Genomic DNA, 23,830 nt, shown 5'->3' on the forward strand with positions numbered 1-23,830 from the left:
CCGTTCGGCTGGATCGATCAGCCGCCTTCGATCAACCGTTTGATCGGTATAAAATGGCTGATTCGGCTGTTCTATCCATCGGCGCATCAGGATCATGACATGCGCGACATCGCCCGTGAGTTCTATCGGCGCTTCTACCAAGTGAAATTGAGCGACATGCAATTAGCGGAGCTGCCGAAGAACGCGGGACCCGCGGCGCATTGATCGCTACGCCATCTCTCATCAAGCCGCGCCTGGCCCTGTGGCCGCTGGCCATCGTGCTGCTGGCGATGATGCTGACTTCGTTCGCCATCGGCCAGTTTCCCGTCAGCCTGCGCGATCTCGTAAACCTCACCTTGGGCGGCGCGGTGCCGCCGATGGTGGAGACGGTTATCGTGCAGGTGCGTCTGCCGCGCGTGCTGGGCGCGGTGCTGGTGGGGGCGGCGCTGGCCGCGGCCGGTGCGGCGTATCAAGGGATGTTTCGCAATCCGCTGGTATCGCCGGATATTCTTGGCGTGTCCGCGGGGGCGGGCCTCGGCGCGGTGCTGGGCATCTTTCTCTCGCTGCCGGTGATCGCGATCCAGGCGTTCGCGTTCGCTTTCGGTCTGGCGACCGTGTTCCTCGTTTATTTGATCGCCGTCGCCGTGCGCGGCAACGACCCGGTGCTGGTGCTGGTGCTGGCCGGCGTGGTGATGGGCACCCTGGCGGGCGCGGTGATCTCGCTGCTGAAAATCCTGGCCGATCCTTACGATCAATTGCCGGCCATGACGTTCTGGTTGCTGGGCAGTCTCGCGTCGCTCAATCCCGCTGATATCAAGGCCGCGTTGCCGATGGTGCTGATCGGTCTCGCGCCGCTTTATCTGCTGCGCTGGCGCATGAATCTCATGTCGCTGGAGGAAGAGGAGGGGCGCGCGCTGGGCATCGACACGACGCGCTTACGACTGCTCTTCATTGTCGCCGCGACCCTGATCACCGCCGCCGCGGTCTCCATCAGCGGCATCGTGGGGTGGGTCGGGCTCATCATGCCGCACGTCGCGCGCATGCTGGTCGGCCCCAACTTCGATCGCCTGCTGCCCGCGTCGATGTTGCTCGGGGCGATGTATCTGCTGCTGGTCGATAATCTGGCGCGCTCGCTGACCGTGACCGAAGTACCGCTCGGCATCTTGACGGCGTTTCTGGGCGCGCCGTTTTTCCTGTGGCTGCTGGCCTCCGGGCGCCGGGTGTGGCAGTGAGGCTGGCGGCGCGGGAACTGGCCTTCGGTTATCCCGGTAAACCCGTGGGACGCGAGGTGAATCTCGCGCTGCAAACGGGTGAGATCCTGTGCCTGCTGGGCCCAAACGGCAGCGGCAAAACTACGCTATTCAAAACGCTGTTGGGCGTGCTCAAACCGCAAGGCGGTGATGTCACTTTGGATGGGAAGAGCATCGCCGGCTGGTCGCGCCGGCGGGTCGCCCAGGAGATGGCCTATGTGCCGCAGGCGCAGGCCGGTTACTTCCCGTTCACGGTGACGGATACGGTGTTGATGGGCCGTACCGCGCGCATGGGCCTGTTCGCGTTGCCCGCGAAGCATGATCGCGAAGCGGCGCTGGCGGCGCTCGCTACATTGCGCATTTCGGAACTGAAAGATGAGCCGTATACGCAGCTGAGCAGCGGCCAGCGCCAGCTTGTACTGATCGCACGGGCACTCGCGCAAGGCGCGAAATTCCTGATCATGGACGAGCCCACCGCGAGCCTGGATTTCGGTAATCGCGTGCGAGTGCTGGATCACGCCAGGCGGCTCGCGCGCGAGGGCTTGGGCATCGTCTTCTCGACGCACGATCCGGATCAGGCGCTCGCCTGCGCGGACCAAGTGGCACTGCTACACGAAGGACGATTGATACATCGCGGCGCGCCGGAAGAGGTCATCACGCGCGAGAATCTGCGCCTGATTTACGGCGTGGAGGTGGAAATTGCCGCGCTCGCGTCGCAGCGCCATGTCTGCGTTCAGCTGTCGTCCGGCGATTGAAGGCGCCTGGCGAACCGCAATGCTGGATACCGCCGGGTTATCGGTTTTCTTAACGAGCCTATGCGAGACGGGTAAGGCAGCCCAAGATTGAGCATACCTGTTCGGATCCCGATCCCGAGTCTGCGGCTCTATCGAGCCTCATAAATGCTTTACAGGCGTGTCATCCTGAGCAAAGCGAAGGATCTCGAAGTGAAGCATCTGCTTTTTACCGAAGATTCTTCGGCCTCCGGCCTCAGAATGACAGTTGTCTGGTGTCAATCATTTTTGCAAGCGTCAATAATTGAATCGGCTCGGGCACTTCGCGTCAGTGACTCACTCAAAGCCCCGGTACCCGGTATGGGCGAAACCTCAGGAGTGAAGATCATGAAGCAACGTGGTTCCATCGCGGGCGCGGAGCGCCTGTTCCTGCCGGCGCTTGCCGCCTTGCTGTTCGCGACGACATCCGTATCCGCTCACCACGGCTGGGCCTGGGCGACCGGCGAGGAATTCGAGTTGACCGGCGAGATCACAGCGACTTTACTCGGCAATCCGCATGGCGAGGTTACCTTGGACGCCGACGGCGAAATCTGGACGGTGGAGGTCGGTCAACCGTGGCGCGATGCGTCCGCGGGCTTAAGCGACAAAGATCTGGCTGTCGGCACGGTCATGACCGTCCACGGTCATCGTTCAGCGGACGCTTCCGAGCGACTCGTCAAGGCGGAGCGGATCGTGATCGAAGGCCAGGATTACAACTTGTACCCGGATCGCGAATCCTGATCCGTCGAGGTTGGCGGCGCCGTGCTTGCCGAGCTGCAAAACTCCCTGGTCGCCGAATCGCTACGGGGTTCGACATGGGTTTATCCGCTGGTCAATGCGGCGCACATTCTCGGCTTCGCGCTGCTGGTGGGCGCAATCGTGCCGCTCGACCTTCGACGGCTGGGCCTTTGGCGGTCGGTACCGGTGGCAACGCTGTCCCGCGTTCTCACCCCTATCGCGGGAGCGGGTCTTGTGATCGCCGTGACCGCGGGCGTTTTGTTGTTCATCACCCGTGCGGTGGAATATGCCGCCTCCGGTCTTTTTCAGGCCAAGATAGGACTCGTAGCGATCGCTGTGATGAACGCGATAGTTTTTCGCCGCAGAGGCGTCCAGCGCAGCGCGGCAGCACCGAATCACACCAGCACCATCGCGGCCCGCGGAACGGCGCTCGTGTCGCTCCTCTGCTGGTCGGCGGCATTGCTGCTCGGGCGGCTGGTGGGGTATTTCTAATTAATCGAGCAACCTTGGCGGTTTGACTTCGGCATCCATCCGCGCAATTTTAGGTTGCCTAAACCGATAGCAATGAGTTACTTGCTTATGGCGCGTTGCGTTGACCGCGCTCGCTAATAATTACGACACTTCGTGATATAAATTTGTCGTCCAATTAGCGTTGGCGACTTTATGCCGTACCACGACGGGAAGCGCAGGTAAAGTGTCGCGCCAGCGATGCTGTCACGCCACTTGCTGAGCTGCATTGCTCAAGAAGCGTTAGGCGTCGAGACAACATTCGCGCACAATGAGTACAGCAATCCACGCTCGGTGTACTATGGTTCGGTCGATTCTCTTTGGCTGGCTGATCGCCGTCGCGTCAGTCGTGGCCGCGGCCCCGTGCAAGCTCGATGAACAGCCACCAAGCGACGAAACGAAATCGAGCCGCCTTTACGCTGAAGTAGTGAGCACCGCGCTTGAAGACCTCGAAAGAGCTTTCACAATACTCGCCATCATCGCAGGTGGTGCATGGGTCTATTTCAACTTCCTTCGAGGCAGAACGTACCAACCAAGACTGGAACTTTCAGTGTCAGGCTCGATTGCTGAACGCGACGGACTGACCTATATAGTCGCCACGATCGTCCTTAAGAATGTGGGACTCTCGCGAGTCGAGTTGAAGAGAGAGGGCACGGCTTGCACTGTGAAACGTGCCACCAAGCAAGTGGGCATGGGAGAGTTCTCCGTTGTCAAGGACTGGGCAGACGTTGGTATATCTCGAATATTTGAAAATCACCGGTGGATTGAGCCTGGAGAAACTGTGTTGGATCATTGTGTGGCTGCTATTCCGAAGACCGATACGGGTGTTTGCCGCTTTGAGGCCCGAGTTGTTGGAAAGAAGAACAACGAATGGAACGCGTCTTCGGTCGTGATGCGCGACGCCCAAGACTGGGCCGACGCAAACTGAGCCTGTGAAAGGAGAAGGGTATGATTGATCCACTTGTCCAGCGAGAGGAAGATCGCAAGAAGACTGAAGAAATTGAACGTCAACTCAGGGAGCAAGAACGCAAGGAACGTGAAGAGCGTGAACGCAGGGAACGGGAGGAACAGAAGAAGAACAGTGGGGGCGGATGAGGCTTCGGAGCCAATTGTTCTCAGAGACGACGCCTAACCCTTCGTTCAAGCCGACTGCCACCGGCAAGCCGATGTCTGCGGTTTACTCCAACGTTGGGCTTAGGAGCTGCAGTGCCGTTCTACCAATACGACAGTAAGGAACATCGGGAGCGTGCCGAGGCGGTTCTCACCAGTCTTGGCAAATTCGTTGTTTCCTTCGAAAGAATCTGTGCGGGTATGCGCAACTGCATCTTCTGCGCGTTCAAGAGAGAAGGACTGAAGAACTAGGCTCTATGCCAAGCACTCATAAACGGAAAAGCCGCTGCAGGCCTAAGAGAAGCGCTCGGCAGTGTCTATACGGAACTTTGTGATCAGGATGAGGCCGATGGGGCCTGCGTCAAGAAACTGCTGGGTCGAATAGCCTCCCTCGCGGAAGAGCGAAATACATTGCTACACGCCGAGTGGCACCTGAATTATGACTATGAAGGTGCAACGGATGACTTCATGGCTTTCGCCGTGAAACTCGGATCAAGTCAGAAGCACGGTGCCTACTTCAAAAGAACGGACCTCAACGTCGCGTGGTTGGAGGATCTCATCCACGAAGCGCTGGAAATACAGGTTCTCGTAGACAGGCTTGGAACATGCCTAAATCAACGAGGACTCAAGGTTAGCGACATGTTGAGCCGCCCGCTGTGAGTCTTAGACCAGCCACGCCCCCGCTTCGCTCCGGCGCGGCCGGCGGCTTAACGTGAGCGTTTAGGCATCTTGAAAGCATGGAGAGGCAGTGACGAAGGCGACGACCGGGGCTGGATTCGTACAGTGGATGCCGTACGTGCTCGACGCTCTCCGGGAGCAAGGAGGTTCCGCCGCGCCTCGGGATGTTTACGAAATCGTCGCGCGCCTCGCGAAGGTGCCAGACGACAGGAGGTTCGCAAAACTAGGCGGGGGCGGCTTGCGGTTCCCGAACCAGGTGGCTTGGGCTCGGAAGTATTTGCACTGGGAAGGGCTCATCTCGGCGCCCAAGCGCGGCCTTTGGATGCTCACCGCGTCCGGACAATCCCGTCATCTGGCGTATGAAGAGGCGCGGCAGATTTTCTTGAAATGGGTGGCGATCCACGCGCAGGCTCGTACGGGATCCAAGAAACGGAGTGCGGAGCGCGAGACCGTCGTCGAGCCGCCGACGTCGCCGGAGGAGCAATACAAGGAGGAGGTGCTCGTCCTGCTTCAGGCAGTTCTTTCTAAAGAGTTCGAGCGATTCTGTGCCGATCTACTGCGTCACATCGGAATGGAGCACGTTGAGGTCACGGGCAAGGTTGGCGATCGAGGCATCGACGGTCAAGGTTATTTGCGGGTTGGGCCTCTCGTGACGACCAAGGTGGCTTTCCAGTGCAAACGTTACACCGGCGCTGTGGGACCAAAAGAGATCCGCGAGTTTCGTGGAGCAATTGGAACACGGGCCGAGAAAGGGATCTTTTTCACAACGGGATACTTCACCGATTCCGCGCGTGACGCGGCACGGGAGGATATATCGAAACCGATCGAATTGGTTGATGGCGATCGATTGGTCGAGCTGCTCGAGGAACACGAGTTCGGTCTTCGCGGCACAAAGACGTACGAAGTCGATCAAGAATTCATCGCCAACTACCGCCGCGATCCCAAACACGACCTGATGGGCCGGGGAGATAGGTAACAAAAAAGTCCGGAGACATAGGTAACAGTCACCGGTGTTGACAAAGCCTACCGAAAGCATCTTCGATGCGCATGTGCCGTTCGAGCAAACGGCCGGGTTTTAGTGATCCGAAGTACACATTCCAGATGCCATCGTCGATCTCTTCCAGCCCCACGTGCTCACCGACGCAGGTGATGGAGACGTTGACCCATTGTTTGTTCCAGCGGATGCCGCCGTTAGCGCTGACATAGCGCACTTCGGTCAAGCACCAGCGTGCGTGTGTAATGAGATGTGGTCTTTCCGTCCGCGAACAGATGGTCGATATCCTGAAGCAGTGCCTCCACATGTTCACGGTCCCAAGAAAAGCCACGTTGATAATCTGGCACACGAAGCTGCACGCCATCGAATACGGCTCGCAGTGGGAGCAAATCGTTTCCGATCGACGCGGAATTCTGACCAGCTGTTTCTACTTCATCATTCATGCTTAACCTTTACAGCCATTGAGATGTCACGGTATTCCACACAGTTGGTTTGATAGGTACGGATGCGCATTGCGCCTAAATCGTGTCGATCGCCTCACTCAATCGCCGTGCGCCGATGATCTGCATCTCCAGCCCGCTTTTCTTGGCGACGTTGTCCTTGGGAATAATGGCGCGCTTGAAGCCGTGTTTGGAGGCTTCTTTCAAACGTTCCTGACCATTGGGGACGGGGCGGATTTCACCGGCGAGGCCGACTTCGCCGAAGACGACAAGGTCCGCCGGCAGCGGTTTGTTTCGAAAACTGGACAGCGCGGCAAGCAGCACCGCCAGGTCGGCGCCGGTCTCGTTGATGCGCATGCCGCCTACGGCATTGACGAACACGTCCTGGTCATACATTGCGATGCCGCCGTGGCGGTGCAGTACGGCCAGCAGCATTGCCAGCCGGTTGTAGTCCAGCCCCACGGCCACGCGCCGCGGGTTGGCGACGTGACTTTCGTCCACCAACGCCTGTATTTCCACCAGCATGGGGCGGGTGCCCTCGCGGGTAACCATCACCACGCTGCCGGGCACCGGCTCCTCGTGGTGCGAGAGAAAGATGGCGGAGGGGTTGCTCACGCCTTTCAACCCGCGATCGGACATTGCGAACACGCCCAGCTCGTTGACCGCGCCGAAGCGGTTCTTCACCGCGCGCAGCACGCGATACCGCTCGCCTGAGTCACCTTCGAAGTAAAGCACCGTGTCGACCATGTGTTCCAGCACGCGCGGGCCGGCCAGCGCGCCTTCCTTGGTGACGTGGCCGACCAGAAACACAGTGGTGTCGGTCTGCTTGGCATAGCGCACCAGTTGCGCCGCGCATTCGCGTACCTGCGAGACCGAGCCGGAGGCGGACTGCAACTGGTCGGTGTAAAGCGTCTGGATGGAATCGATGACCATGACTCGCGGGCGCCTTGCCGCCGCAGTAGCGAGAATTCGCTCCACGCCTGTCTCGGTCAGCAGCAGCATGCTGGTGTGGGCCAGGCCCAGCCGCCGCGCGCGCAGGCTGGTTTGCTGCGCGGATTCCTCGCCGCTGACATACAGCACGTCGGCGCCGCCCATCGCGCCGGTCATCTGCAAGAGAAGCGTGGATTTGCCGATGCCGGGGTCGCCGCCGATCAGCACCACCGAGCCGCGCACCACGCCGCCGCCCAGCACGCGATCCAGCTCGTCGAGCCCCGTCAAAGTGCGCGGCTGTTCGGTAAGATTGACCTCGGCCAGGGTCTGTACGGCGCTTTCCCCGGCGTAGCTGCTAAAACGCGGGCTGGTCGTGCTGGCGGTGACGACCTCGCTCAACGTATTCCAGGCGCCGCAATCGGCGCATTGCCCTGTCCATTTGTTGTGCAGCGCTCCGCAATCGGCGCACTGATAGCTGAGTTTCGACTTCACGGCCATGAGAACTCTTAAGCGCGATGCAGGATTAGCTCCAGCACCAGCTTGCTGCCGAAATAAGCCAGCATCAGCGCCACGATTCCGCCCAGGGTCCAGCCGATCGCGGTGCGCCCGCGCCAACCGAATCGCCAGCGTCCGATCAGCAACGTGGCGAATAGAATCCAGGCGATGATGGACAATATCGTCTTGTGTACCAGGTGCTGCGCGAATATATCTTCCAGAAATACGAACCCTGTGATGAGCGCCAAGGTCAGCAGCACGAAGCCGGCGCCGATGAGCTGAAACAGCAGATGCTCCATCCATTGCAGCGGCGGCAGCATGCGGATCAGGCCCCCGGGGCGCCGGCTGTGCAGGCGCCGTTCCTGTACCGCCAGGACCATCGCCTGCAGCGCGGCGATGCTGAGCAGGCTGTAGGCCAGCAGCGATATCAGGATATGAATCTGCAGGGCGCTGTCGGCCGGCGCGGCGATCACGAAATGATCCGGCATGGCCTGATCCAGCGCCAGGCAGATCGCAGCGATCGGCAGCACAATGAACGCGAGATTTTCCAACGGACGCTGGATGGCCGTCAGCCACACGATGGCGGAAACCAGCAACGCCACCATCGCCAGCGCGTGGAAAAACGCCAGGTTGATCCCGCTGGGCGTCATGATCCGCAGATAAATTGCGATGCCGTGCAGCAGCACCGCGCCGCCCCACAGCGCCAGCAATGGCGTTTTGCTCGAAGGTCGCGCGCTCGCGAGCTTGCGGAAATGCATAGCGGCGGCCCCGGTCGCGAGCAGGTACAGCGCGATGGCGATCAGACCGATGATGGATTGCATCTGATTAAAAATTCGTCTCGATTGACGTCGTCCCCCGTACTGGCGGGCAGCTCGGCGCGTCGTGTATTTATCCGGCGAGTTGTCCGGGGCTTTGTTCGAAAAATGGGGGTTCTGCGTAGGCGGCACTTGGCCGGCAATGTGAACCACGTGTCATATCTTAACGCGCAGCGGTGGAGTTGGCAGCCTGTCGGCAAAACGCGTGATAGCATCGGGTCGCTCTTACGGATATGAACACAATTATGCGCGTACAGATTCTCGGTTGCAGCGCGGGCATTGGCGCGGGGTTGCGCACGACTTCCCTGTTGATCGATGACGACGTGCTGGTCGATTGCGGCACCGGCGCCGGTGATCTCGACATGGCCGGATTGCGCGCCGTGCGGCACGTGTTTCTGACGCATGCACATCTCGATCACATCGCAATGCTGCCGCTGCTGATCGATACCGTATTCGAGCAGCTTAAAGATCAGCCGTTGACAATCCATTGCCAACCGTCGACTTACGACGTGTTGCGGCGGCATATTTTTAATTGGCACGTCTGGCCGGATTTCTTCGAGTTGCCGGACAAATTTACACCGGCCGTCAGGTTCGAGCCGCTCGCCCCCGGCGAAACTCATGTGCTAGGCGCACGGGGCTTCGAGATGATCGAGGTCACGCATACGGTGCCCGCGGCGGCCTATCGAATCCATAGCGCCGACGCTGTGCTGGCGTTCAGCGGCGACAGCACGTCCAATAAAGGGTTGTGGTCGGCGCTGAATCGCCATAAACGGCTCGATCTGCTGATTGTCGAATGCGCTTTTCCGGAGGCCGACGCGGAGTTAAGCCTCGCCGCGGGCCATTATTGCCCCTCGCTGTTGGCGGCCGACCTCGCGAAGCTCGAACATCGGCCTCGCGTCTACGTGACGCACCTGAAACCGGGTGCGGAATCCGTGACGATGCGGGAACTGCGGGCGCTTCTGCCACAGTTCGATCTCCATCGGCTCCTGACCGGACAGGTTTTCGAGTTATAATTATTGACCAGCCCCGTAAGAGTCGGCGTCCGGCAACGTCATCCAGCAAACCGCGCGAGTCGCGGTCGTCGTTTCCTTAAAGTTTTGATCAGCCTCTAAATTCAGAGCCTCTATCATGTTCGATTCTCTTAGCGAAAGGCTTTCCGCCACCATCAAGAACCTGCGCGGACAGGCGCGCTTGACGGAAGAAAACATCGGAGACGCGCTGCGCGAAGTGCGTCTGGCGCTGCTGGAAGCCGACGTGGCGCTGGCGGTGGTGCGCGATTTTACCAGGGCGGTGCGCGAGCGCGCGCTGGGTCAAGATGTCTTGCAAAGCCTTACTCCCGGCCAGGCGCTTATCAAGGTAGTACACGACGAACTGGTGCGAACCATGGGCGCGACCGACGAAGGTCTGGCGCTGAACGTGAAGCCACCGGCTGTCATTCTGGTGGCGGGTTTGCAGGGCTCGGGCAAGACCACCACGGTCGGCAAGCTGGCGCGCTGGCTGAAAGAGCGCACAGGCAAGAAGGTCATGGTCGTCAGTTGCGACGTCTATCGTCCGGCCGCGATCGATCAGCTGCAAACCGTGGCGCGTCAGGTCGGCGCGGACTTTCATCCCAGCGATCCTTCCCAGCGGCCGGTCGCGATTGCTCAAGGCGCGCTCGCGCAGGCGCGCACGCAATTCAAAGATGTACTGATCGTGGACACCGCCGGGCGTCTCCACGTGGACGCCGACATGATGAGCGAGGTGCAGGCATTGCACGCCGCGCTGTCGCCGGCGGAAACCCTGTTCGTGGTCGACAGCATGACCGGCCAGGACGCGGCCCTGTCGGCGCAGGCGTTCAACGACGCGCTGCCGTTGACCGGCGTGATTCTCACCAAGGTCGACGGCGACGCGCGCGGCGGCGCGGCGTTGTCGGTGCGGCACATCACCGGCAAGCCCATTAAATATATCGGCACCGGCGAGAAAACGGGCGCGCTCGAGGCGTTTCATCCCGAACGCATCGCGTCACGTATTTTAGGGATGGGCGACGTGCTGACCCTGGTGGAAGACGCGCAACGCAACGTCGATAAAAACCAGGCGGAGCGCCTCGCGCGCAAACTTCAGGCGGGCAAGAGCTTCAATTTCGAGGATCTGCGCGCGCAGCTCGAACAGATGCGCAGCATGGGCGGTGTGGCGGGTCTGCTCGACAAGCTGCCAGGCATGGGCATGCCGCCGAATTTCAAGGCGCAGTCCGGCGACCGGGACGTGACGCGCATGATCGCCATCATCGATTCCATGACACGCAAGGAGCGGCGCGCGCCAGACCTCATCAAGGGCTCGCGCAAGCGGCGCATTGCGGCCGGCTCGGGCACGCAGATCCAGGACGTTAACCGCCTGCTCAAGCAGCAGACGCAGATGCGCAAGATGATGAAAAAATTCTCCAAAGGCGGCATGCAGAAGATGATGCGCGGCATGAAGGGCCGCCTGCCGCCGGGGATGCCGTTTTAGAGGCGATCCCAAAACTCCGTTGGTCGTTCTGAGCCTTTCACTATGTTCACGGTAAACTCCGCGAAGAATCGGTATCAGTGCTTAAATTGGGTCAAGGTTCTTCAGTCGCTATGCTCCTTCAGAAGGGCGGTGCCTAATTTTGGGATAAGCTCTAATTCCACACGTCTCGTGGCGCGGACAGATCGGCCGGTGTATCGACATCCATCAACACACCGGGGTCGTCGCAGGCAAAAAGCTGAAGCTGACCGGCGTTGTTCCGCACCAGTGCGCGTGCGCCCGCATCGCCCGTCAGCTTAATCAGTTCATCCCTGAACGCGCGGCCGAAACCCACCGGATGGCCGCGCCGACCGTTGTAGCTGGGCGCGGCCAGCGCGGCGTCGTGACCCAGCATGGAGATAAGCGCGCGTATCGTGTTCTGCGCGATCCAGGGCATGTCGGCGAGCGCAATCAGCCAGCCATTCGCATCGGGTGCTGCGAGCACGCCGGCTGCGAGACTCGCGCCCATCCCCGACGATGCGCGCTCGGCGACAATGACTTCAAGACCTTCGGCGCGCAACAACGCGGCCAGGTCTTTGTCGTCAGGGCGGACCACAGCCAGCGCGCTGCCGCAACCGCGTAACAGATTTCGCGCCGCCGCGATGCCGACGGGTGTACCGCAGGCCAATGGGCGCAGTAACTTGCGATGGCCGAAGCGCACGCTCGCGCCCGCCGCCAGCAGAATGCCCCGCGCCTGCGTCTGGATTCGCATCAGCGCAGGCGCCCGCACCCCACCGCATTGGGGCCGGTGAAGGCTGATGTCGGCCGCAACCGCGCGCGGCCGGGTCGCGAATTCATCGGCACAAGGTTTCTTTTTGACGCCAATCTTTTACAATGCCGGGTTTTAATCGAGTTCGCGCGTTTGCCGCGAGCCGGATCGATCCTAAAGAGACAACATCATGGTAGTCATTCGCCTGACGCGCCGCGGCGCCAAGAAACGGCCTTTTTATCACATCGTCGTCACCGATTCCCGCAAGCGTCGCGATGGCGGCTACATCGAAGAGCTGGGGTACTTTAATCCGATCGCCGTCGGCAAGGAGACGCGCCTGCATTTCGATGGTGAGCGTGCGCGGTACTGGCTGGAGCAGGGCGCCAAGCCGTCGGAGCGCGTGACGAGTCTGTTCAAGGAAGGCGCGAAGACGGAAACCGAGGCCGCCGCGTGATTTAAAGGGGTGCGGATGCGCGGCGTCTGAATGAACGATCGCCAGGCGCGCGTGCGGATCGGACGGGTTTCAGGTCTGTTCGGTGTGTCCGGCTGGGTGAAAGTCTTTTCGTATACCGAGCCGCGCGAAAACATAGTTCAATACAGTCCATGGCGGCTAGTCCGCGCAGGCGGTGAAGAGCTAAAAGCGGTAGCAGAAGGCCGCCGCCAGGGCGATGCGGTAGTTGTCCGGCTGCAAGACGTCGAAGACCGCGATACCGCAGCGGCGCTGGTGGGCGCGGAAATCGAGGTCGAAGCCTCCCAGTTCGAGCCATTGCCGCCGGACGAATTCTACTGGGCGCAGTTGCAGGGACTGGAGGTCGTGGAACTGCAGGGGCGCAGCCTTGGCAGGATCGATCATCTGCTGCGTACCGGTGCGCACGACGTGCTGGTAGTGGATGGCGAGCGTCAACGCCTGATCCCGTTCGTACGCGGCGCGGTGGTCAAGGACATCGATCTGGAGGCGCGGGTGATGCGCGTGGACTGGGCGCCGGATTACTGATGCGTATCGACGTCGTGACCCTGTTCCCGGAGATGGTGCGCGGCGTGCTCGCATACGGCGTGACCAGCCGGGCGGTGGCGCGCGGACTTATCGACGTGCACACGTGGAATCCGCGCGACCATGCGTCGAATGTCCATCGCAGTGTTGACGACCGGCCTTACGGGGGCGGGCCCGGGATGGTGATGATGGTCGAGCCGCTGCTGGCCGCGATTCGTGCCGCGCGGACAGCGCGCACGGATGAGGCTCGGACAATATACTTGAGCCCGCAAGGCCGGACACTGCATCAGGCGGCACTGGTCCACATGGCGGCGGGCCACGGCATGATCGTGGTCGCCGGACGCTACGAGGGTGTGGATGAACGCCTGATTCAAGTCGCGATCGATGAAGAATGGTCGCTCGGCGATTACGTCATGAGCGGGGGCGAGCTGCCCGCGATGGTGTTGATTGATGTGCTCGCGCGCCTGCAGCCGGGCGCGCTGGGGGACGAAGGCTCCGCGGCGCAGGAATCGTTTATGCACGGCTTGCTGGATTATCCGCATTACACGCGCCCGCGCACCGTCGAGGGTCTGCCGGTGCCGCCGGTGCTGTTGCAGGGTGATCACGCGGCCATCGAGCGCTGGCGCCGCAAGCAGGCGCTGGGTCGCACGGCATTACGGCGTCCGGAATTGCTGACAGGCGGCGTCATGAACGCGGGCGACCAGCGTCTGCTTGATGAATTCATGCGTGAGGAGAAGGATTCGAGCGGATTGTTGAACACAGACAGAGTGAATAACGATGAGTGACATAAGATGGCTGAAATAATACGAGAGCTGGAAGCCGCGCAGCTCAAGGCGGAGGTGCCTGATTTTGCGCCCGGTGATACGGTCACCGTAATGGTGCGGGTGGCCGAAGGTAGCCGCGAGCGGTTGCAGGCGTTCGAAGGGGTGGTGATCGCCCGGCGCAACCGCGGTCTCAATTCAGCATTCACCGTGCGGAAAATGTCGCATGGCGAGGGTGTGGAGCGCGTATTTCAGACCCACAGCCCGGTAGTCGCGGATATCAAGGTCAAGCGCCGCGGCAAGGTGCGTCAGGCCAAGCTTTATCACCTGCGCGGACTGACCGGCAAAGCCGCGCGTATCAAAGAGAAGCTCTAGGGTTCGCTGCGCGCGGCTGACTGGGTTTTAATAAGGCCGGGTGCCTGGCGCCCGATGACGAGACTACCGCAGACTGGGCAGTCGATTGCGTTCCTGCACGCGGCGTTGCGGCTGCTGCCAGGTCTCGACGCACGCCTGCCTGTCCCCGGCGCAACTGCCATCCGGGCACAGATACGGACGCGCCACAGGGCAGCGCTCACGCCGGTCGCAATCGCGCGGCTTGCTCACGCAGGAGCCGGCGGCGCAGCGCAACGGCTTGTCGGGCGGACATGCGCCGGTGGCCTGACATCTGGTGGGGTTGGTCACGCAATCGCCGCTCTCGCATTTGAACGGCTTGATGCGCGGGCACACGGTCCGGTTGGGTTTTGCGCCGAACGCATCGGCCGGGTCCAGTCCGCGGAACGCATCCTGCGGCTGCGCCAGCGCGCCCGCCGCGATGCCGAGCAGGCGGAGACAAAGGCTTAAGCTCCTGAACTTGATCGATATTGTCGGACGCATTGTGGCACCTCCCCATGGTTCCAGTCCATCTACCCATCAGGGTTTTATCTACCCATTAGTTGCCGGAGTTTAGGTCAGGCCCGCGGTTTACACAATGCAAGTTCAGTGCGCGGTGTCGCTACTCCTGTCGGTCCGCCGGCTTGAATTCTTCCGTCGCCATCCACATTAACTCGTGTTACATCCATTTCCTAAAGAGACCGATTGCCATGACCGTCGAAGCGCAAAAAGAAACGCTGGACTTCCAGGCGGAAGTGAATCAGCTGTTGCACCTCATGATTCACTCGATGTACTCCAACAAGGAGATCTTTCTGCGCGAGCTGATCTCCAACGCCTCGGACGCCTGCGACAAACTGCGCTTCGAGGCGCTCTCCAACGATGCGTTGTTCGAGGGCGAGTCGGAGCTTAAAATACAGGTCGACTTCGACGAGAAAGCGCGCACCGTAACTGTCCGCGACAACGGCATTGGCATGAGTCGCGATGAGGTGATTCAGAACATCGGCACCATCGCCAAATCGGGCACGCGGGAGTTCTTCAAGAATCTTACCGGCGACAAGGCGAAGGATTCGAAGATGATTGGCGAATTCGGCGTCGGGTTTTACTCATCGTTCGTCGTCGCCGACACGGTCACCCTGACCACGCGGCGCGCGGGCTTAGGCCTGGAAGCGGGCGTGCGCTGGACCTCGGACGGCAAGGGCGATTTCAGCATCGAAACAGTGGAACGGCCTGAGCGCGGCACGGAGGTCACCCTGCGCCTGCGCGAAGCAGAGGATGACCTGCTGAACCGCTGGCGGCTGCGCAACATCATCACCAAATATTCCGACCATATCCCGCTCCCGGTGGAGATGCGCAAGGAGGACGACAAGGGCGAGGTGCAGGACGATTGGGAGACCGTCAACAAGGCCTCGGCGCTGTGGGCGCGACCCAAGAGCGAGATCAAGGACGAAGAATACGAGGAGCTTTACAAGCATGTCGCGCACGACTTCGAGGGGCCGCTCACGTGGACGCACAATCGGGTCGAAGGCAAGCTCGAATACATTTCACTGTTGTTTATTCCTAAGCGCGCGCCATTCGATCTGTTCGACCGCGATCATATGCGCGGCGTCAAACTGTACGTGCATCGCGTGTTCATCATGGACGACGCCGAGCAGTTGATGCCGCGTTATTTGCGCTTCGTGCGCGGGGTGATCGACTCCAATGATTTACCGCTCAACGTCTCGCGCGAGATCCTGCAGGACAACAAGGTCATCGACAGCATCCGCTCTGGCTCTGTGAAAAAAGTCTTGGGCCTGCTGGCCGACATGGCTGACAAGGAGCCCGAGAAGTATCAAGCGTTCTGGGACGAGTTCGGCAAAGTCATCAAGGAAGGGCCGGCTGAGGATTTTGGTAACAAGGACGCGATCGCAAAACTGCTGCGCTTCGCCTCCACGCACTCCAACGACAAGACGCAATCGACTTCGCTCGCTGATTACGTCGCGCGCATGAAAGACGGTCAGGACAAGATCTTTTTCATCACCGCGGACAACTTTGCTGCCGCCAGCAACAGCCCGCACCTGGAGATCTTCCGCAAGAAGGGTGTCGAGGTATTGTTGATGCACGATCGAGTCGATGAGTGGCTGGTGTCGCATCTCACCGAATTCGAAGGCAAAAAGCTGCAATCGGTGGCCAAGGGCGAGCTGGATCTGGGTTCGGTGGAAAGCGGCGAAGAGAAGAAGGAACAGAAAGAAGTCGAGGAGGAGGCCAAGGATTTCATCGAGCGCATCAAGAAAGCGCTGGGCGAAAAGGTCGCGGACGTGCGCGTGTCGCATCGACTGACCACGTCGCCTGCCTGCATTGTGCTGAACGAGCACGATATGGCGTTATACATGCAGCATCTGCTCAAACAGGCGGGCCATGACATGCCCGCCAGCCGACCGGTGCTGGAGGTCAATCCCACACATCCCATCGTCGAACGCATCAGGGACAACCCGGACGAGAAAGACTTCGACGGCTGGGCTGAGTTGTTGCTTGAGCAGGCGGTGCTCGCCGAGGGCGGGCAACTGGAAAATCCGGCCGGCTTCGTGGCGCGGCTGAACACCTTGATGCTGGATATGGTGAAATAGCCTTCATGGACCGTTGCCGCCAAGCGGATTCGCGCACCGCGCCGCCATTCTGGGAGCGCAAGACGCTTGCGGAAATGGACGCGCAGGAATGGGAGTCCCTGTGTGACGGCTGCGGCAAGTGCTGCCTGGTAAAACTCGAGGACGAACGCAGCGGGCAGGTCGCGTATACGGACGCCGCCTGTCACCTGCTGGATATCGATGCCTGCCGGTGTCGCGATTACGCGCAGCGCACGCGCCGCGTGCCTGATTGCGTGAATCTGACGCCAGCGGGCGCCAGCGAATTCAAATGGCTGCCGTCGACCTGCGCTTACCGGCTGGTGGCGGAAGGCAAGCCGCTGGCGTGGTGGCATCCGTTGCTGTCCGGCGATCCCGCTACCGTGCACCAGGCCGGCGTATCGGTGCGCGGACGCGCCTTGTCGGAACGCGCAGTGGTTGATCTCCAGGCGCGCATCGTTCGGTGGCCGGAACAGGGTACGTAGACGGCGGTTATTCGGGCACGCGCCGATGACAGACGCGGATCAATCCGCACACGGCCTGCGCATCGACAAATGGTTGTGGGCCGCGCGGCTGTTCAAGACGCGCGGTCTGGCGCTGACGGCGATCAAGGGCGGCAAGGTGCATGTAGGTGGCGAGCGCGTGAAGCCGTCGCGGCTCGTGCGGCCAGGTGACCGGCTGGAAATTACGTCAAGCCGCCAGGCCATGACCGTTATCGTCAATGAACTGAACGCACAGCGTCGGCCCGCGCGCGAGGCGCAACTGCTATACACCGAAACCGCCGACAGCCGTGCGCGGCGTGAGTTGCACGCGGCGCAGCGACGCGTGCTGAACGAAGCGATGCCGCACACTCAAGGCCGCCCCGACAAGCATCAGCGCCGGCAGATCCGCCGTTTCAGCGGCAAGGAATAATTGATGGCAAGACCTGAAACGCCGCTGCTGACCACCGACATCATCATCTGTCTGGACGGCGATACAAGAAAAGTGGTGATGATCGAACGCCGCCACGCGCCGCACGGCTGGGCGCTGCCCGGCGGGTTCGTCGATGTCGGGGAGACGCTGGAAGCCGCGGCGATACGCGAGGCCAAAGAGGAAACGGGGCTGGACGTGATACTGAAGCATCTGCTGGGATGCTATTCGGACCCTCTGCGCGATGATCGCGGTCATTCGGTCAGCGCCGTTTACGTCGCGCGCGCTTCCGGCGCGCCGGAAGCGGCCGACGACGCGAAGTCAGTCAAGGTCATCGACCCGGCGGATCGTGCGCTCGAACTCGCCTTCGATCACCGTTTGATTCTGGATGATTTCTTGAGGTACCGCGACACGGGCGAAGTCGCGCCGCTGCGAGTGCCGCCGGGATAGCGGCGCGCGGCTTCATATTTTGAAATCCGTGTGGCGCTCCCTAGGGGACTCGAACCCCTGTTCCAGCCGTGAGAGGGCGGTGTCCTGGGCCACTAGACGAAGGGAGCCTGAACCTGCATTGATGAGGGCGCGATGGTATCATGTCCGCGTCGCCAATTTCATAATAAACCATTAAGTGCGCACCGAGGAAACCCTGCCCAATCCCGCCATTATTCCGCGTGCCGAGCACCGCGTCTCGCGCGCGGATGTAAACGAATATGCCCTCAAGGTTTTGTACCGGCTGAAGGACGCCGGCTTCGAGGCTTACCTGGTCGGCGGCGGGGTGCGCGATCTGTTGCTGGGCCGAGAGCCGAAGGATTTCGACATCGCTACCAGTGCGCGCCCTGACGATGTGCGTGCGCTGTTTCGCAACTGCCGTCTCATCGGGCGCCGCTTCCGTCTGGCGCACGTGCATTTCGGGCGCTACATCATCGAGGTGGCGACTTTCAGGGCGCTGCTGGAAGGCGAAGACGCGGGCGAAACCCAGCTCAGGGACGGTCGCATCGTCCGCGACAACGTTTACGGTACCATCGGGCAGGACGCGTGGCGGCGCGATTTCACGGTCAACGCGCTGTACTACAGCATCTGCGATTTCTCGGTCGTGGATTACACCGGCGGCATGGCCGACCTTGCGGCCGGCGTGTTGCGCCCGATCGGCGACGCCGCGGAGCGTTATCGTGAAGACCCGGTGCGCATGCTGCGCGCGGTGCGTTTTGCCGCGAAGCTGGGTTTCAGGATTCACGCCGAGGCTGAGGCGCCCATCCGTGAACTGGGCAGCCTGCTGGAAAGCGTGCCTGCGGCGCGGTTGTTCGACGAAGTCTTGAAGATGTTTCACGGCGGCTACGCGCACCCTACGTTTGAGCTGCTGCGGCACTACGGATTGCTGTCATATCTGTTCCCGATGACCGAATTGGCGCTGACCAAGGAAGACGGCGGCTTTCCGCTCACCTTCGTCGCCAGGGCGCTGGAGAATACCGATTTGCGCATCAACGACAACAAGCCCGCTACGCCGTCGTTTCTGTACGGTGTATTGCTGTGGGAGCCGGTGCGCGAGCGATTGCTGAGATACATGGAGCAGGGCTTGAGCGAGATTGACGCCTTGCAGCGCGCCGCCGACGAGGTGGTCGCCGCACAGCTTCGCCGCACATCGTTGCCGCGGCGCTTCAGCGTGCCTATGCGCGAAATCTGGCAGATGCAGCCGCGTTTCCGGCAGCGACAGGGCAAGCGTCCGTTGCGCCTGCTGGGGCACCCTCGATTCAGGGCGGCCTATGATTTTATGTGTTTACGCGCCGCCGCTGGCGAAGCGTCGCAGGAAGATTGTCAGTGGTGGACCGATCTGCAGACCATGGACACCGACGCGCAACGTGGCGCCGTGAGCCAGGCGCGCAAGCGTCCGCGGCGGCGCAAACCCGCCAGCGCGCGCGCGAACGCCAATGCCTGAGCAGGCCGACGTGTTCGTCGGCCTCGGCAGTAATCTTGACAATCCTGAACGTCGTGTTCGCCGGGCACTGAGCGACCTGGATGGCATTCCGCATACCGCGTGCACCGCATGTTCCAGTCTCTATGCCAGTCCGCCGATGGGTCCACCAGACCAGCCAGACTACGTCAACGCCGTTGCGCGGCTGAGCACGAGCCTGGCGCCGCTCGCGCTGCTCGATGCCTTGCAGTCCATCGAACAGGCGCACCAGCGCACTCGCGACGGGCAGCACTGGGGTCCGCGTACCCTGGATCTGGATGTGCTGCTGTATGGCGACCGCGAGATAGACGACGACAGACTGAAGATTCCGCATCCGGGCCTGCACGAGCGCGCGTTCGTGATTTATCCGCTGCTGGAGATCGCCGGCGATATCGATATTCCCGGCCACGGCGGACTTGAGATGCTGGCGGCGCGTTGTCCACGCGGCGAACTCTCCCGCATGGAATCCAGCTAATGCAGGCTCACTTCCCACGTTACATCGCCGTCGAAGGCCCCATAGGCGTCGGCAAGACCAGCCTCGCGCGGCGGCTCGCGGCGGAGTTCGACGCCGAAATGTTGCTGGAGGCGCCGGACGAAAACCCGTTTCTCGCGCGCTTTTATGCGCATCCGCGACAGGGTGCGCTGTCCGCGCAGCTGTTTTTTCTGATGCAGCGCACGCGGCAGATGGAAGTGCTGCGCCAAGGCGATATTTTCAATTCGGTGCGGGTGGCGGATTTTCTGATCGAGAAGGACCGCCTGTTCGCGAAAGTCACCCTCGACAGCCACGAATTCGATCTCTACGAGCAGATTTACGAGCACATGACTATCAACGCGCCCACACCCGATCTCGTGGTGTATCTGCAGGCGCCGGTCGGTGTGCTGCTGGAGCGCATCAGAAAGCGGGGCCGCGCGTACGAGCAATTCATCGATGGCGCGTATCTGGAGCGGATTAACGGCTCGTACGCTGATTTTTTTTACAACTACGCGGCCGCACCGCTTTTGATCGTCAACGCCGCGGAGATCGATCTGGTCGAGGGCGACGCCGATTATCGCGCGCTGCTGGCACAGATCCGCGCGCTGCCCGTCGCGCGCCGCTACTTCAATCCGTTGCCCAATTCGCTGCTGTCGGCGCTCGATGCATGAGCGCGCATAGCGAACAGCGCGGCGTTACCGTGACTACGCTTAAACGACTGAAACGCGAAGGCGAGAAGATCGCGTGCTTGACCGCCTACGACGCGAGTTTCGCCGCGGTGCTGGATCGATCCGGCGTGGACGTGATCCTGGTAGGCGACTCCTTAGGGATGGTAATTCAGGGCTTCGATACCACGGTGCCGGTCACCGTGGACGACGTGATCTATCACGCCCGCGCGGTCGCGCGCGGCAGCCGGCGCGCGTTGCGCGTGGCTGACATGCCGTTCATGAGCTACACGAATTACGCCCAGGCACTGTCGAACGCCGCGCGGCTGATGCAGGAAGGTCACGCGCAGATGGTCAAGCTCGAAGGCGGCGAGACTCAGCCCGGCATCGTGCGCGAATTGAGCGCGCACGGCATTCCGGTGTGCGCGCATCTGGGGCTGCAACCGCAGGCCGTGCACAAGCTCGGCGGCTACCACGTGCAGGGCAAAGATTCCGCCGCGGCCGCGAAGATGGTTGAGGCCGCTGCCGCGGTGGAGGCGGCGGGCGCGGAACTGCTGCTGCTCGAATGTGTGCCGGCAGCGCTGGCTGCGGAAATCTCGGCCACGGCCGGCATCCCGGTAATCGGTATCGGCGCCGGCAACGGATGCGATGGACAGATCCTGGTGCTGCACGATCTTCTTGGTGTCAGCGTGGACAGGACACCCAGATTCTCCCGCAATTTCCTGTCCGGCGCGGACGGTATCGCCGACGCGGTATGTCGATATGTGCGCGCGGTCAAGGACAAAACGTTTCCCGCCGCCGAACATAGCTTTTGACAGCACGTTCAAGTTCTCAGGCGCCGACGCGGCGCGGTTCGAATCGACTTTACCGGCACGCATGTTCATCGTCGACGACATCCAAACCTTGCGCGCGCGCCTTGCCGAATGGCGGCGAGAGAGCTTGCGGATCGCGCTGGTCCCAACCATGGGCAACCTGCACGCCGGTCATCACAGGCTGATCGAGCACGGCCGCACGCGGGCAGATCGGGTGGTGGTGAGCATCTTCGTCAATCCCATGCAATTCGATCGCGCCGAAGATCTGGCGGCGTATCCTCGCACCATGGACGTTGACCTCGCGCAGTTGCGGGAACTGAAAACCGATCTCGTGTTCGCGCCCGCAAGCGATACGATTTACCCGCAAGGCATGGAGAACACGGCGCGCGTGGTGGTGCCGCGGCTCGGCGACATTCTGGAAGGTGAGAGCCGACCAGGGCATTTCGCCGGCGTCGCTACGGTCGTGACGAAGCTCTTTAACCTGGTGCAGCCGGATGTGGCGGTGTTCGGGGAAAAGGACTACCAGCAGTTGCTTGTCATTCGGCGGCTGGTCGCGGAGCTGAACTTTGCGGTGGAAATCGAAGGTCTGCCGACGGTGCGCGAGCCCGATGAGCTTGCCATGAGTTCGCGCAACCGCAATCTCGACGCCGATAAACGCAACCGTGCAACGCGACTTTACGCGTGCCTGCGCGCGCTTGGCGACCGCATTCGCGATGGCGAGCGCGATTTCGACCGGCTACAGGCACAGACCATGCGTGAGCTTTCGGCGCAGGGTTTCCGCGTCGACTACGTGAGCATTCGCGACGCCAGTGATCTGAGCGTGCCGAACCCTCAGATCGTCGATCTTGTCTTACTAGGTGCCGCTTGGCTGGGCCGCACGCGCTTGATCGATAATATCCGTGTGACATTGATGGACAGCCGTTTATCGCCGATAATCCGCCGCTCATCCGCGGAAGGCCCAACCACCGACATCCAACCGTCGACGCATATGAGGAAGCACACATGAGGCTAACCATGCTCAAGGCTAAACTTCACCAGGCCCGAGTCACGCACTCGGAGCTTGAATATGAAGGCTCATGCGCGATCGACAGCCGCCTGCTGGATACCGCCGGTATCCACGAATACGAACAAATTCAGATCTACAATCTTGCCAACGGCGAACGCTTCACCACCTATGCCATCCGCGCCGAAGCCGGCAGCGGCGTCATATCGATCAACGGCGCCGCCGCGCATCGCGCTAGCCCCGGCGATCGCCTGATCATCTGCGCGTACGCAGAGCTGGAAGCGAACGAGGTCAGCCGCTTCAAGCCAACACTTGTGTATGTCGATGCCGCCAACCGCATCGCGCGTACCGCCAACGCAATTCCCGTGCAGGCGGCTTAACGCGCGCTAGTAGTTCCGGTGCGGCGCGCGCTATAGGTACCTTCCCGCAGTGGCGATTACGACCACGACGAGCCCCAGGCCCAGATTGATGCCGATAATCACGCGTATCTGATTCAGACTGCGCGCAGCGGTCTCGAAATAGCTGTCGTCAACAGCTTTGATCAGACGCCGGTACGGTGCGAAAAACAGGTGCAGAAACAGCAGCATCATCGCAATCCCCAAAGCCTGCATCACATGCACATGCCAGCCCGCGGCGCCCATGTTGCCCGGCAGGCTGAAAATCATGCCATAGCCGCTTGCCAGCAAGACGACGATCGCGGCCCATACCCACGGGAAGAATCGCCGGAAAACGTAACGCCACAGCATCACGCGCATCGGTACATCCAGCAGGCCCGCGGCCGCGGGCCGGAGCACCAGGAAAGCGAAGAACATGCCGCCGACCCAGATCACGGCGGCCAGGGCATGCATGGCTACTAAAACGGACATCTATTTCTCCCCCTGTAATTTCCCGAAGTCATCGCATTTGCCGATTCAATTTGCCGCCTGCGCCGCGACTTTGGCGGCGGCGACCTCTGGTTCGACGGTCTCGAAAGCGGGGCGCCCGAAGTAACGTTCATGACCGCCGAGGCGCCACGCGAGCATGAAGATAAATCCCAAGAGCAGAAATCCCAGCCCGATCACCAGCGGTAACCCAAGCCCTAACAAGGTGGCGCCGGTGTAAGACTCGCGCGGGTCGGCCAGACTCGCCATGGACACGAAAAATATGTACTCCAGTAGCATCGCGCCGAGCAGGGGTGCGACGCCGATAAAAACAAAATTCCTGACATTCTTCAGAAGCTCGCGTCGGTAATAGATCACGCACGCGAAGCCGGACAGCGAATAGTAAAAGGCAACCAGCAGCGACAACGCCGAGAGGGTGTCAAAGAGGAAGCTCTCGGACAGGAACTTGAGCGGTACGTACCAGGCGATCCCCGCGGCGCCGGTGATGATG

Annotated in this window: 30 protein-coding genes, 1 tRNA gene and 1 pseudogene; 23 read left to right on the forward strand and 9 right to left on the reverse strand. The window is 61.1% G+C overall.

Features of this window, described 5'->3' with window-relative positions:
• Positions 1–269: 269 nt before the first annotated feature.
• The 7 genes from H0V34_11140 (at position 270) to H0V34_11170 (ending at position 6,008) form a co-directional block, all read left to right on the forward strand.
• Positions 270–1,211, forward strand: a complete 942-nt coding sequence (locus H0V34_11140; protein ID MBA2492217.1) for an iron ABC transporter permease — start codon at positions 270–272, stop codon at positions 1,209–1,211.
• A complete protein-coding gene (locus H0V34_11145; protein MBA2492218.1) occupies positions 1,208–1,984 on the forward strand; it encodes an ABC transporter ATP-binding protein in 777 nt (258 codons plus the stop codon). The genes H0V34_11140 and H0V34_11145 overlap by 4 nt, the downstream gene beginning before the upstream one ends.
• Before the next feature lie 363 nt (positions 1,985–2,347).
• Entirely contained in the window at positions 2,348–2,740 is a 393-nt protein-coding gene (locus tag H0V34_11150; GenBank protein ID MBA2492219.1) for a hypothetical protein, read from the forward strand.
• A 21-nt stretch (positions 2,741–2,761) separates the two neighbouring features.
• The gene (locus H0V34_11155; GenBank protein MBA2492220.1) at positions 2,762–3,229 is read left to right on the forward strand and encodes a hypothetical protein; all 468 of its coding nucleotides are present in this window, start codon (positions 2,762–2,764) and stop codon (positions 3,227–3,229) included.
• 286 nt (positions 3,230–3,515) lie between these two features.
• Positions 3,516–4,172, forward strand: coding sequence for a hypothetical protein (locus tag H0V34_11160; protein ID MBA2492221.1), 657 nt, complete (start codon positions 3,516–3,518; stop codon positions 4,170–4,172).
• Positions 4,173–4,192: 20 nt separating this feature from the next.
• Complete coding sequence (locus H0V34_11165; protein ID MBA2492222.1) at positions 4,193–4,339, forward strand: hypothetical protein; 147 nt, start codon at positions 4,193–4,195, stop codon at positions 4,337–4,339.
• Between the two features lie 763 nt (positions 4,340–5,102).
• Positions 5,103–6,008: a restriction endonuclease gene (locus tag H0V34_11170; protein MBA2492223.1), complete on the forward strand. Its 906-nt coding sequence runs from the start codon at positions 5,103–5,105 to the stop codon at positions 6,006–6,008.
• 28 nt (positions 6,009–6,036) lie between these two features.
• On the opposite strand, the pseudogene H0V34_11175 reads toward H0V34_11170, so the two are convergent.
• From H0V34_11175 to ccsA, 4 genes and pseudogenes are all read right to left on the reverse strand, one after another.
• A pseudogene (locus H0V34_11175) lies at positions 6,037–6,246 on the reverse strand (IS481 family transposase).
• Complete coding sequence (locus tag H0V34_11180) at positions 6,224–6,469, reverse strand: DUF262 domain-containing protein (GenBank protein MBA2492224.1); 246 nt, start codon at positions 6,467–6,469, stop codon at positions 6,224–6,226. The pseudogene H0V34_11175 and the gene H0V34_11180 overlap by 23 nt, the downstream one beginning before the upstream one ends.
• Before the next feature lie 75 nt (positions 6,470–6,544).
• Positions 6,545–7,894, reverse strand: coding sequence for a DNA repair protein RadA (gene radA, locus H0V34_11185; GenBank protein MBA2492225.1), 1,350 nt, complete (start codon positions 7,892–7,894; stop codon positions 6,545–6,547).
• Positions 7,895–7,902: 8 nt separating this feature from the next.
• Positions 7,903–8,712 (reverse strand): cytochrome c biogenesis protein CcsA, encoded by an 810-nt coding sequence (ccsA, locus tag H0V34_11190; GenBank protein MBA2492226.1) that lies wholly within the window; start codon positions 8,710–8,712, stop codon positions 7,903–7,905.
• 239 nt (positions 8,713–8,951) lie between these two features.
• On the opposite strand from ccsA, the gene H0V34_11195 reads away from it, so the two are divergent.
• A complete protein-coding gene (locus H0V34_11195; GenBank protein ID MBA2492227.1) occupies positions 8,952–9,719 on the forward strand; it encodes a 3',5'-cyclic-nucleotide phosphodiesterase in 768 nt (255 codons plus the stop codon).
• A gap of 115 nt (positions 9,720–9,834) precedes the next feature.
• Positions 9,835–11,190, forward strand: a complete 1,356-nt coding sequence (gene ffh / locus H0V34_11200; GenBank protein MBA2492228.1) for a signal recognition particle protein — start codon at positions 9,835–9,837, stop codon at positions 11,188–11,190.
• A 151-nt stretch (positions 11,191–11,341) separates the two neighbouring features.
• Here ffh and H0V34_11205 read toward each other — a convergent pair whose 3' ends face one another.
• Entirely contained in the window at positions 11,342–11,938 is a 597-nt protein-coding gene (locus H0V34_11205) for a nucleotidyltransferase family protein (protein ID MBA2492229.1), read from the reverse strand.
• 187 nt (positions 11,939–12,125) lie between these two features.
• Here H0V34_11205 and rpsP point away from each other — a divergent pair, with 187 nt between their 5' ends.
• The 4 genes from rpsP to rplS are packed head-to-tail and all read left to right on the forward strand — an operon-like array spanning position 12,126 to position 14,062.
• A complete protein-coding gene (gene rpsP, locus H0V34_11210; protein ID MBA2492230.1) occupies positions 12,126–12,389 on the forward strand; it encodes a 30S ribosomal protein S16 in 264 nt (87 codons plus the stop codon).
• Positions 12,390–12,419: 30 nt separating this feature from the next.
• Positions 12,420–12,929, forward strand: coding sequence for a ribosome maturation factor RimM (gene rimM, locus H0V34_11215; protein MBA2492231.1), 510 nt, complete (start codon positions 12,420–12,422; stop codon positions 12,927–12,929).
• Complete coding sequence (gene trmD, locus H0V34_11220; protein ID MBA2492232.1) at positions 12,929–13,711, forward strand: tRNA (guanosine(37)-N1)-methyltransferase TrmD; 783 nt, start codon at positions 12,929–12,931, stop codon at positions 13,709–13,711. The genes rimM and trmD overlap by 1 nt, the downstream gene beginning before the upstream one ends.
• Positions 13,712–13,717: 6 nt before the next feature.
• Entirely contained in the window at positions 13,718–14,062 is a 345-nt protein-coding gene (gene rplS / locus H0V34_11225) for a 50S ribosomal protein L19 (GenBank protein ID MBA2492233.1), read from the forward strand.
• Between the two features lie 63 nt (positions 14,063–14,125).
• Here the strand turns inward: rplS and H0V34_11230 are convergent, their stop codons facing one another.
• Positions 14,126–14,560, reverse strand: a complete 435-nt coding sequence (locus H0V34_11230; protein MBA2492234.1) for a hypothetical protein — start codon at positions 14,558–14,560, stop codon at positions 14,126–14,128.
• A gap of 206 nt (positions 14,561–14,766) precedes the next feature.
• Here H0V34_11230 and htpG point away from each other — a divergent pair, with 206 nt between their 5' ends.
• From htpG to H0V34_11250, 4 genes are read left to right on the forward strand one after another with little or no spacing between them, the layout of a single operon-like run.
• Entirely contained in the window at positions 14,767–16,659 is a 1,893-nt protein-coding gene (gene htpG / locus H0V34_11235; GenBank protein ID MBA2492235.1) for a molecular chaperone HtpG, read from the forward strand.
• Positions 16,660–16,664: 5 nt separating this feature from the next.
• Positions 16,665–17,138 (forward strand): YcgN family cysteine cluster protein, encoded by a 474-nt coding sequence (locus H0V34_11240; GenBank protein MBA2492236.1) that lies wholly within the window; start codon positions 16,665–16,667, stop codon positions 17,136–17,138.
• A 25-nt stretch (positions 17,139–17,163) separates the two neighbouring features.
• Positions 17,164–17,565 carry an RNA-binding protein gene (locus H0V34_11245; GenBank protein ID MBA2492237.1) on the forward strand — a complete coding sequence of 134 codons (402 nt, stop codon included), beginning with the start codon at positions 17,164–17,166 and terminating at the stop codon, positions 17,563–17,565.
• A gap of 3 nt (positions 17,566–17,568) precedes the next feature.
• On the forward strand, positions 17,569–18,012 hold the full coding sequence (locus tag H0V34_11250) for an NUDIX hydrolase (GenBank protein ID MBA2492238.1): 444 nt from the start codon (positions 17,569–17,571) through the stop codon (positions 18,010–18,012).
• Positions 18,013–18,043: 31 nt separating this feature from the next.
• Here the strand turns inward: H0V34_11250 and H0V34_11255 are convergent.
• Positions 18,044–18,119: transfer RNA gene (locus H0V34_11255), tRNA-Glu, on the reverse strand.
• 68 nt (positions 18,120–18,187) lie between these two features.
• Between H0V34_11255 and pcnB the strand changes: the two genes are divergently transcribed.
• The 6 genes from pcnB (at position 18,188) to H0V34_11285 (ending at position 22,839) form a co-directional block, all read left to right on the forward strand.
• A complete protein-coding gene (gene pcnB / locus H0V34_11260; protein MBA2492239.1) occupies positions 18,188–19,492 on the forward strand; it encodes a polynucleotide adenylyltransferase PcnB in 1,305 nt (434 codons plus the stop codon).
• Positions 19,485–19,982: a 2-amino-4-hydroxy-6-hydroxymethyldihydropteridine diphosphokinase gene (gene folK, locus H0V34_11265; GenBank protein MBA2492240.1), complete on the forward strand. Its 498-nt coding sequence runs from the start codon at positions 19,485–19,487 to the stop codon at positions 19,980–19,982. Before pcnB ends, folK begins: the two co-directional genes overlap by 8 nt.
• A complete protein-coding gene (locus H0V34_11270) occupies positions 19,982–20,650 on the forward strand; it encodes a deoxynucleoside kinase (GenBank protein MBA2492241.1) in 669 nt (222 codons plus the stop codon). The genes folK and H0V34_11270 overlap by 1 nt, the downstream gene beginning before the upstream one ends.
• Positions 20,647–21,459 (forward strand): 3-methyl-2-oxobutanoate hydroxymethyltransferase, encoded by an 813-nt coding sequence (panB, locus tag H0V34_11275; GenBank protein MBA2492242.1) that lies wholly within the window; start codon positions 20,647–20,649, stop codon positions 21,457–21,459. Before H0V34_11270 ends, panB begins: the two co-directional genes overlap by 4 nt.
• A 61-nt stretch (positions 21,460–21,520) precedes the next feature.
• The gene (locus H0V34_11280; GenBank protein ID MBA2492243.1) at positions 21,521–22,462 is read left to right on the forward strand and encodes a pantoate--beta-alanine ligase; all 942 of its coding nucleotides are present in this window, start codon (positions 21,521–21,523) and stop codon (positions 22,460–22,462) included.
• Positions 22,459–22,839 (forward strand): aspartate 1-decarboxylase, encoded by a 381-nt coding sequence (locus tag H0V34_11285; GenBank protein MBA2492244.1) that lies wholly within the window; start codon positions 22,459–22,461, stop codon positions 22,837–22,839. Before H0V34_11280 ends, H0V34_11285 begins: the two co-directional genes overlap by 4 nt.
• Positions 22,840–22,869: 30 nt before the next feature.
• Here the strand turns inward: H0V34_11285 and H0V34_11290 are convergent, their stop codons facing one another.
• Positions 22,870–23,325, reverse strand: coding sequence for a CopD family protein (locus H0V34_11290; GenBank protein ID MBA2492245.1), 456 nt, complete (start codon positions 23,323–23,325; stop codon positions 22,870–22,872).
• A gap of 45 nt (positions 23,326–23,370) precedes the next feature.
• Positions 23,371–23,830, reverse strand: a 460-nt coding sequence (locus tag H0V34_11295) for an APC family permease (protein MBA2492246.1), incomplete at its 5' end; no start/stop codon positions are given.

The sequence above is a fragment of the Gammaproteobacteria bacterium genome (assembly GCA_013696315.1).
Taxonomy (GTDB): Bacteria; Pseudomonadota; Gammaproteobacteria; order JACCYU01; family JACCYU01; genus JACCYU01.

Excerpts from the sequence above, each read along its gene's own strand:
- H0V34_11140 (MBA2492217.1), top strand. The coding sequence starts at position 270 with ATGATGCTGACTTCGTTCGCCATCGGCCAGTTTCCCGTCAGCCTGCGC.
- H0V34_11150 (MBA2492219.1), top strand. The coding sequence starts at position 2,348 with ATGAAGCAACGTGGTTCCATCGCGGGCGCGGAGCGCCTGTTCCTGCCG.
- H0V34_11160 (MBA2492221.1), top strand. The coding sequence starts at position 3,516 with ATGAGTACAGCAATCCACGCTCGGTGTACTATGGTTCGGTCGATTCTC.
- H0V34_11165 (MBA2492222.1), top strand. The coding sequence starts at position 4,193 with ATGATTGATCCACTTGTCCAGCGAGAGGAAGATCGCAAGAAGACTGAA.
- H0V34_11180 (MBA2492224.1), bottom strand. The coding sequence starts at position 6,469 with ATGAATGATGAAGTAGAAACAGCTGGTCAGAATTCCGCGTCGATCGGA.
- radA (MBA2492225.1), bottom strand. The coding sequence starts at position 7,894 with ATGGCCGTGAAGTCGAAACTCAGCTATCAGTGCGCCGATTGCGGAGCG.
- ccsA (MBA2492226.1), bottom strand. The coding sequence starts at position 8,712 with ATGCAATCCATCATCGGTCTGATCGCCATCGCGCTGTACCTGCTCGCG.
- H0V34_11195 (MBA2492227.1), top strand. The coding sequence starts at position 8,952 with ATGCGCGTACAGATTCTCGGTTGCAGCGCGGGCATTGGCGCGGGGTTG.
- ffh (MBA2492228.1), top strand. The coding sequence starts at position 9,835 with ATGTTCGATTCTCTTAGCGAAAGGCTTTCCGCCACCATCAAGAACCTG.
- H0V34_11205 (MBA2492229.1), bottom strand. The coding sequence starts at position 11,938 with ATGCGAATCCAGACGCAGGCGCGGGGCATTCTGCTGGCGGCGGGCGCG.
- rpsP (MBA2492230.1), top strand. The coding sequence starts at position 12,126 with ATGGTAGTCATTCGCCTGACGCGCCGCGGCGCCAAGAAACGGCCTTTT.
- rimM (MBA2492231.1), top strand. The coding sequence starts at position 12,420 with ATGAACGATCGCCAGGCGCGCGTGCGGATCGGACGGGTTTCAGGTCTG.
- trmD (MBA2492232.1), top strand. The coding sequence starts at position 12,929 with ATGCGTATCGACGTCGTGACCCTGTTCCCGGAGATGGTGCGCGGCGTG.
- rplS (MBA2492233.1), top strand. The coding sequence starts at position 13,718 with ATGGCTGAAATAATACGAGAGCTGGAAGCCGCGCAGCTCAAGGCGGAG.
- H0V34_11230 (MBA2492234.1), bottom strand. The coding sequence starts at position 14,560 with ATGCGTCCGACAATATCGATCAAGTTCAGGAGCTTAAGCCTTTGTCTC.
- htpG (MBA2492235.1), top strand. The coding sequence starts at position 14,767 with ATGACCGTCGAAGCGCAAAAAGAAACGCTGGACTTCCAGGCGGAAGTG.
- H0V34_11240 (MBA2492236.1), top strand. The coding sequence starts at position 16,665 with ATGGACCGTTGCCGCCAAGCGGATTCGCGCACCGCGCCGCCATTCTGG.
- H0V34_11245 (MBA2492237.1), top strand. The coding sequence starts at position 17,164 with ATGACAGACGCGGATCAATCCGCACACGGCCTGCGCATCGACAAATGG.
- H0V34_11250 (MBA2492238.1), top strand. The coding sequence starts at position 17,569 with ATGGCAAGACCTGAAACGCCGCTGCTGACCACCGACATCATCATCTGT.
- folK (MBA2492240.1), top strand. The coding sequence starts at position 19,485 with ATGCCTGAGCAGGCCGACGTGTTCGTCGGCCTCGGCAGTAATCTTGAC.
- H0V34_11270 (MBA2492241.1), top strand. The coding sequence starts at position 19,982 with ATGCAGGCTCACTTCCCACGTTACATCGCCGTCGAAGGCCCCATAGGC.
- panB (MBA2492242.1), top strand. The coding sequence starts at position 20,647 with ATGAGCGCGCATAGCGAACAGCGCGGCGTTACCGTGACTACGCTTAAA.
- H0V34_11280 (MBA2492243.1), top strand. The coding sequence starts at position 21,521 with ATGTTCATCGTCGACGACATCCAAACCTTGCGCGCGCGCCTTGCCGAA.
- H0V34_11285 (MBA2492244.1), top strand. The coding sequence starts at position 22,459 with ATGAGGCTAACCATGCTCAAGGCTAAACTTCACCAGGCCCGAGTCACG.
- H0V34_11290 (MBA2492245.1), bottom strand. The coding sequence starts at position 23,325 with ATGTCCGTTTTAGTAGCCATGCATGCCCTGGCCGCCGTGATCTGGGTC.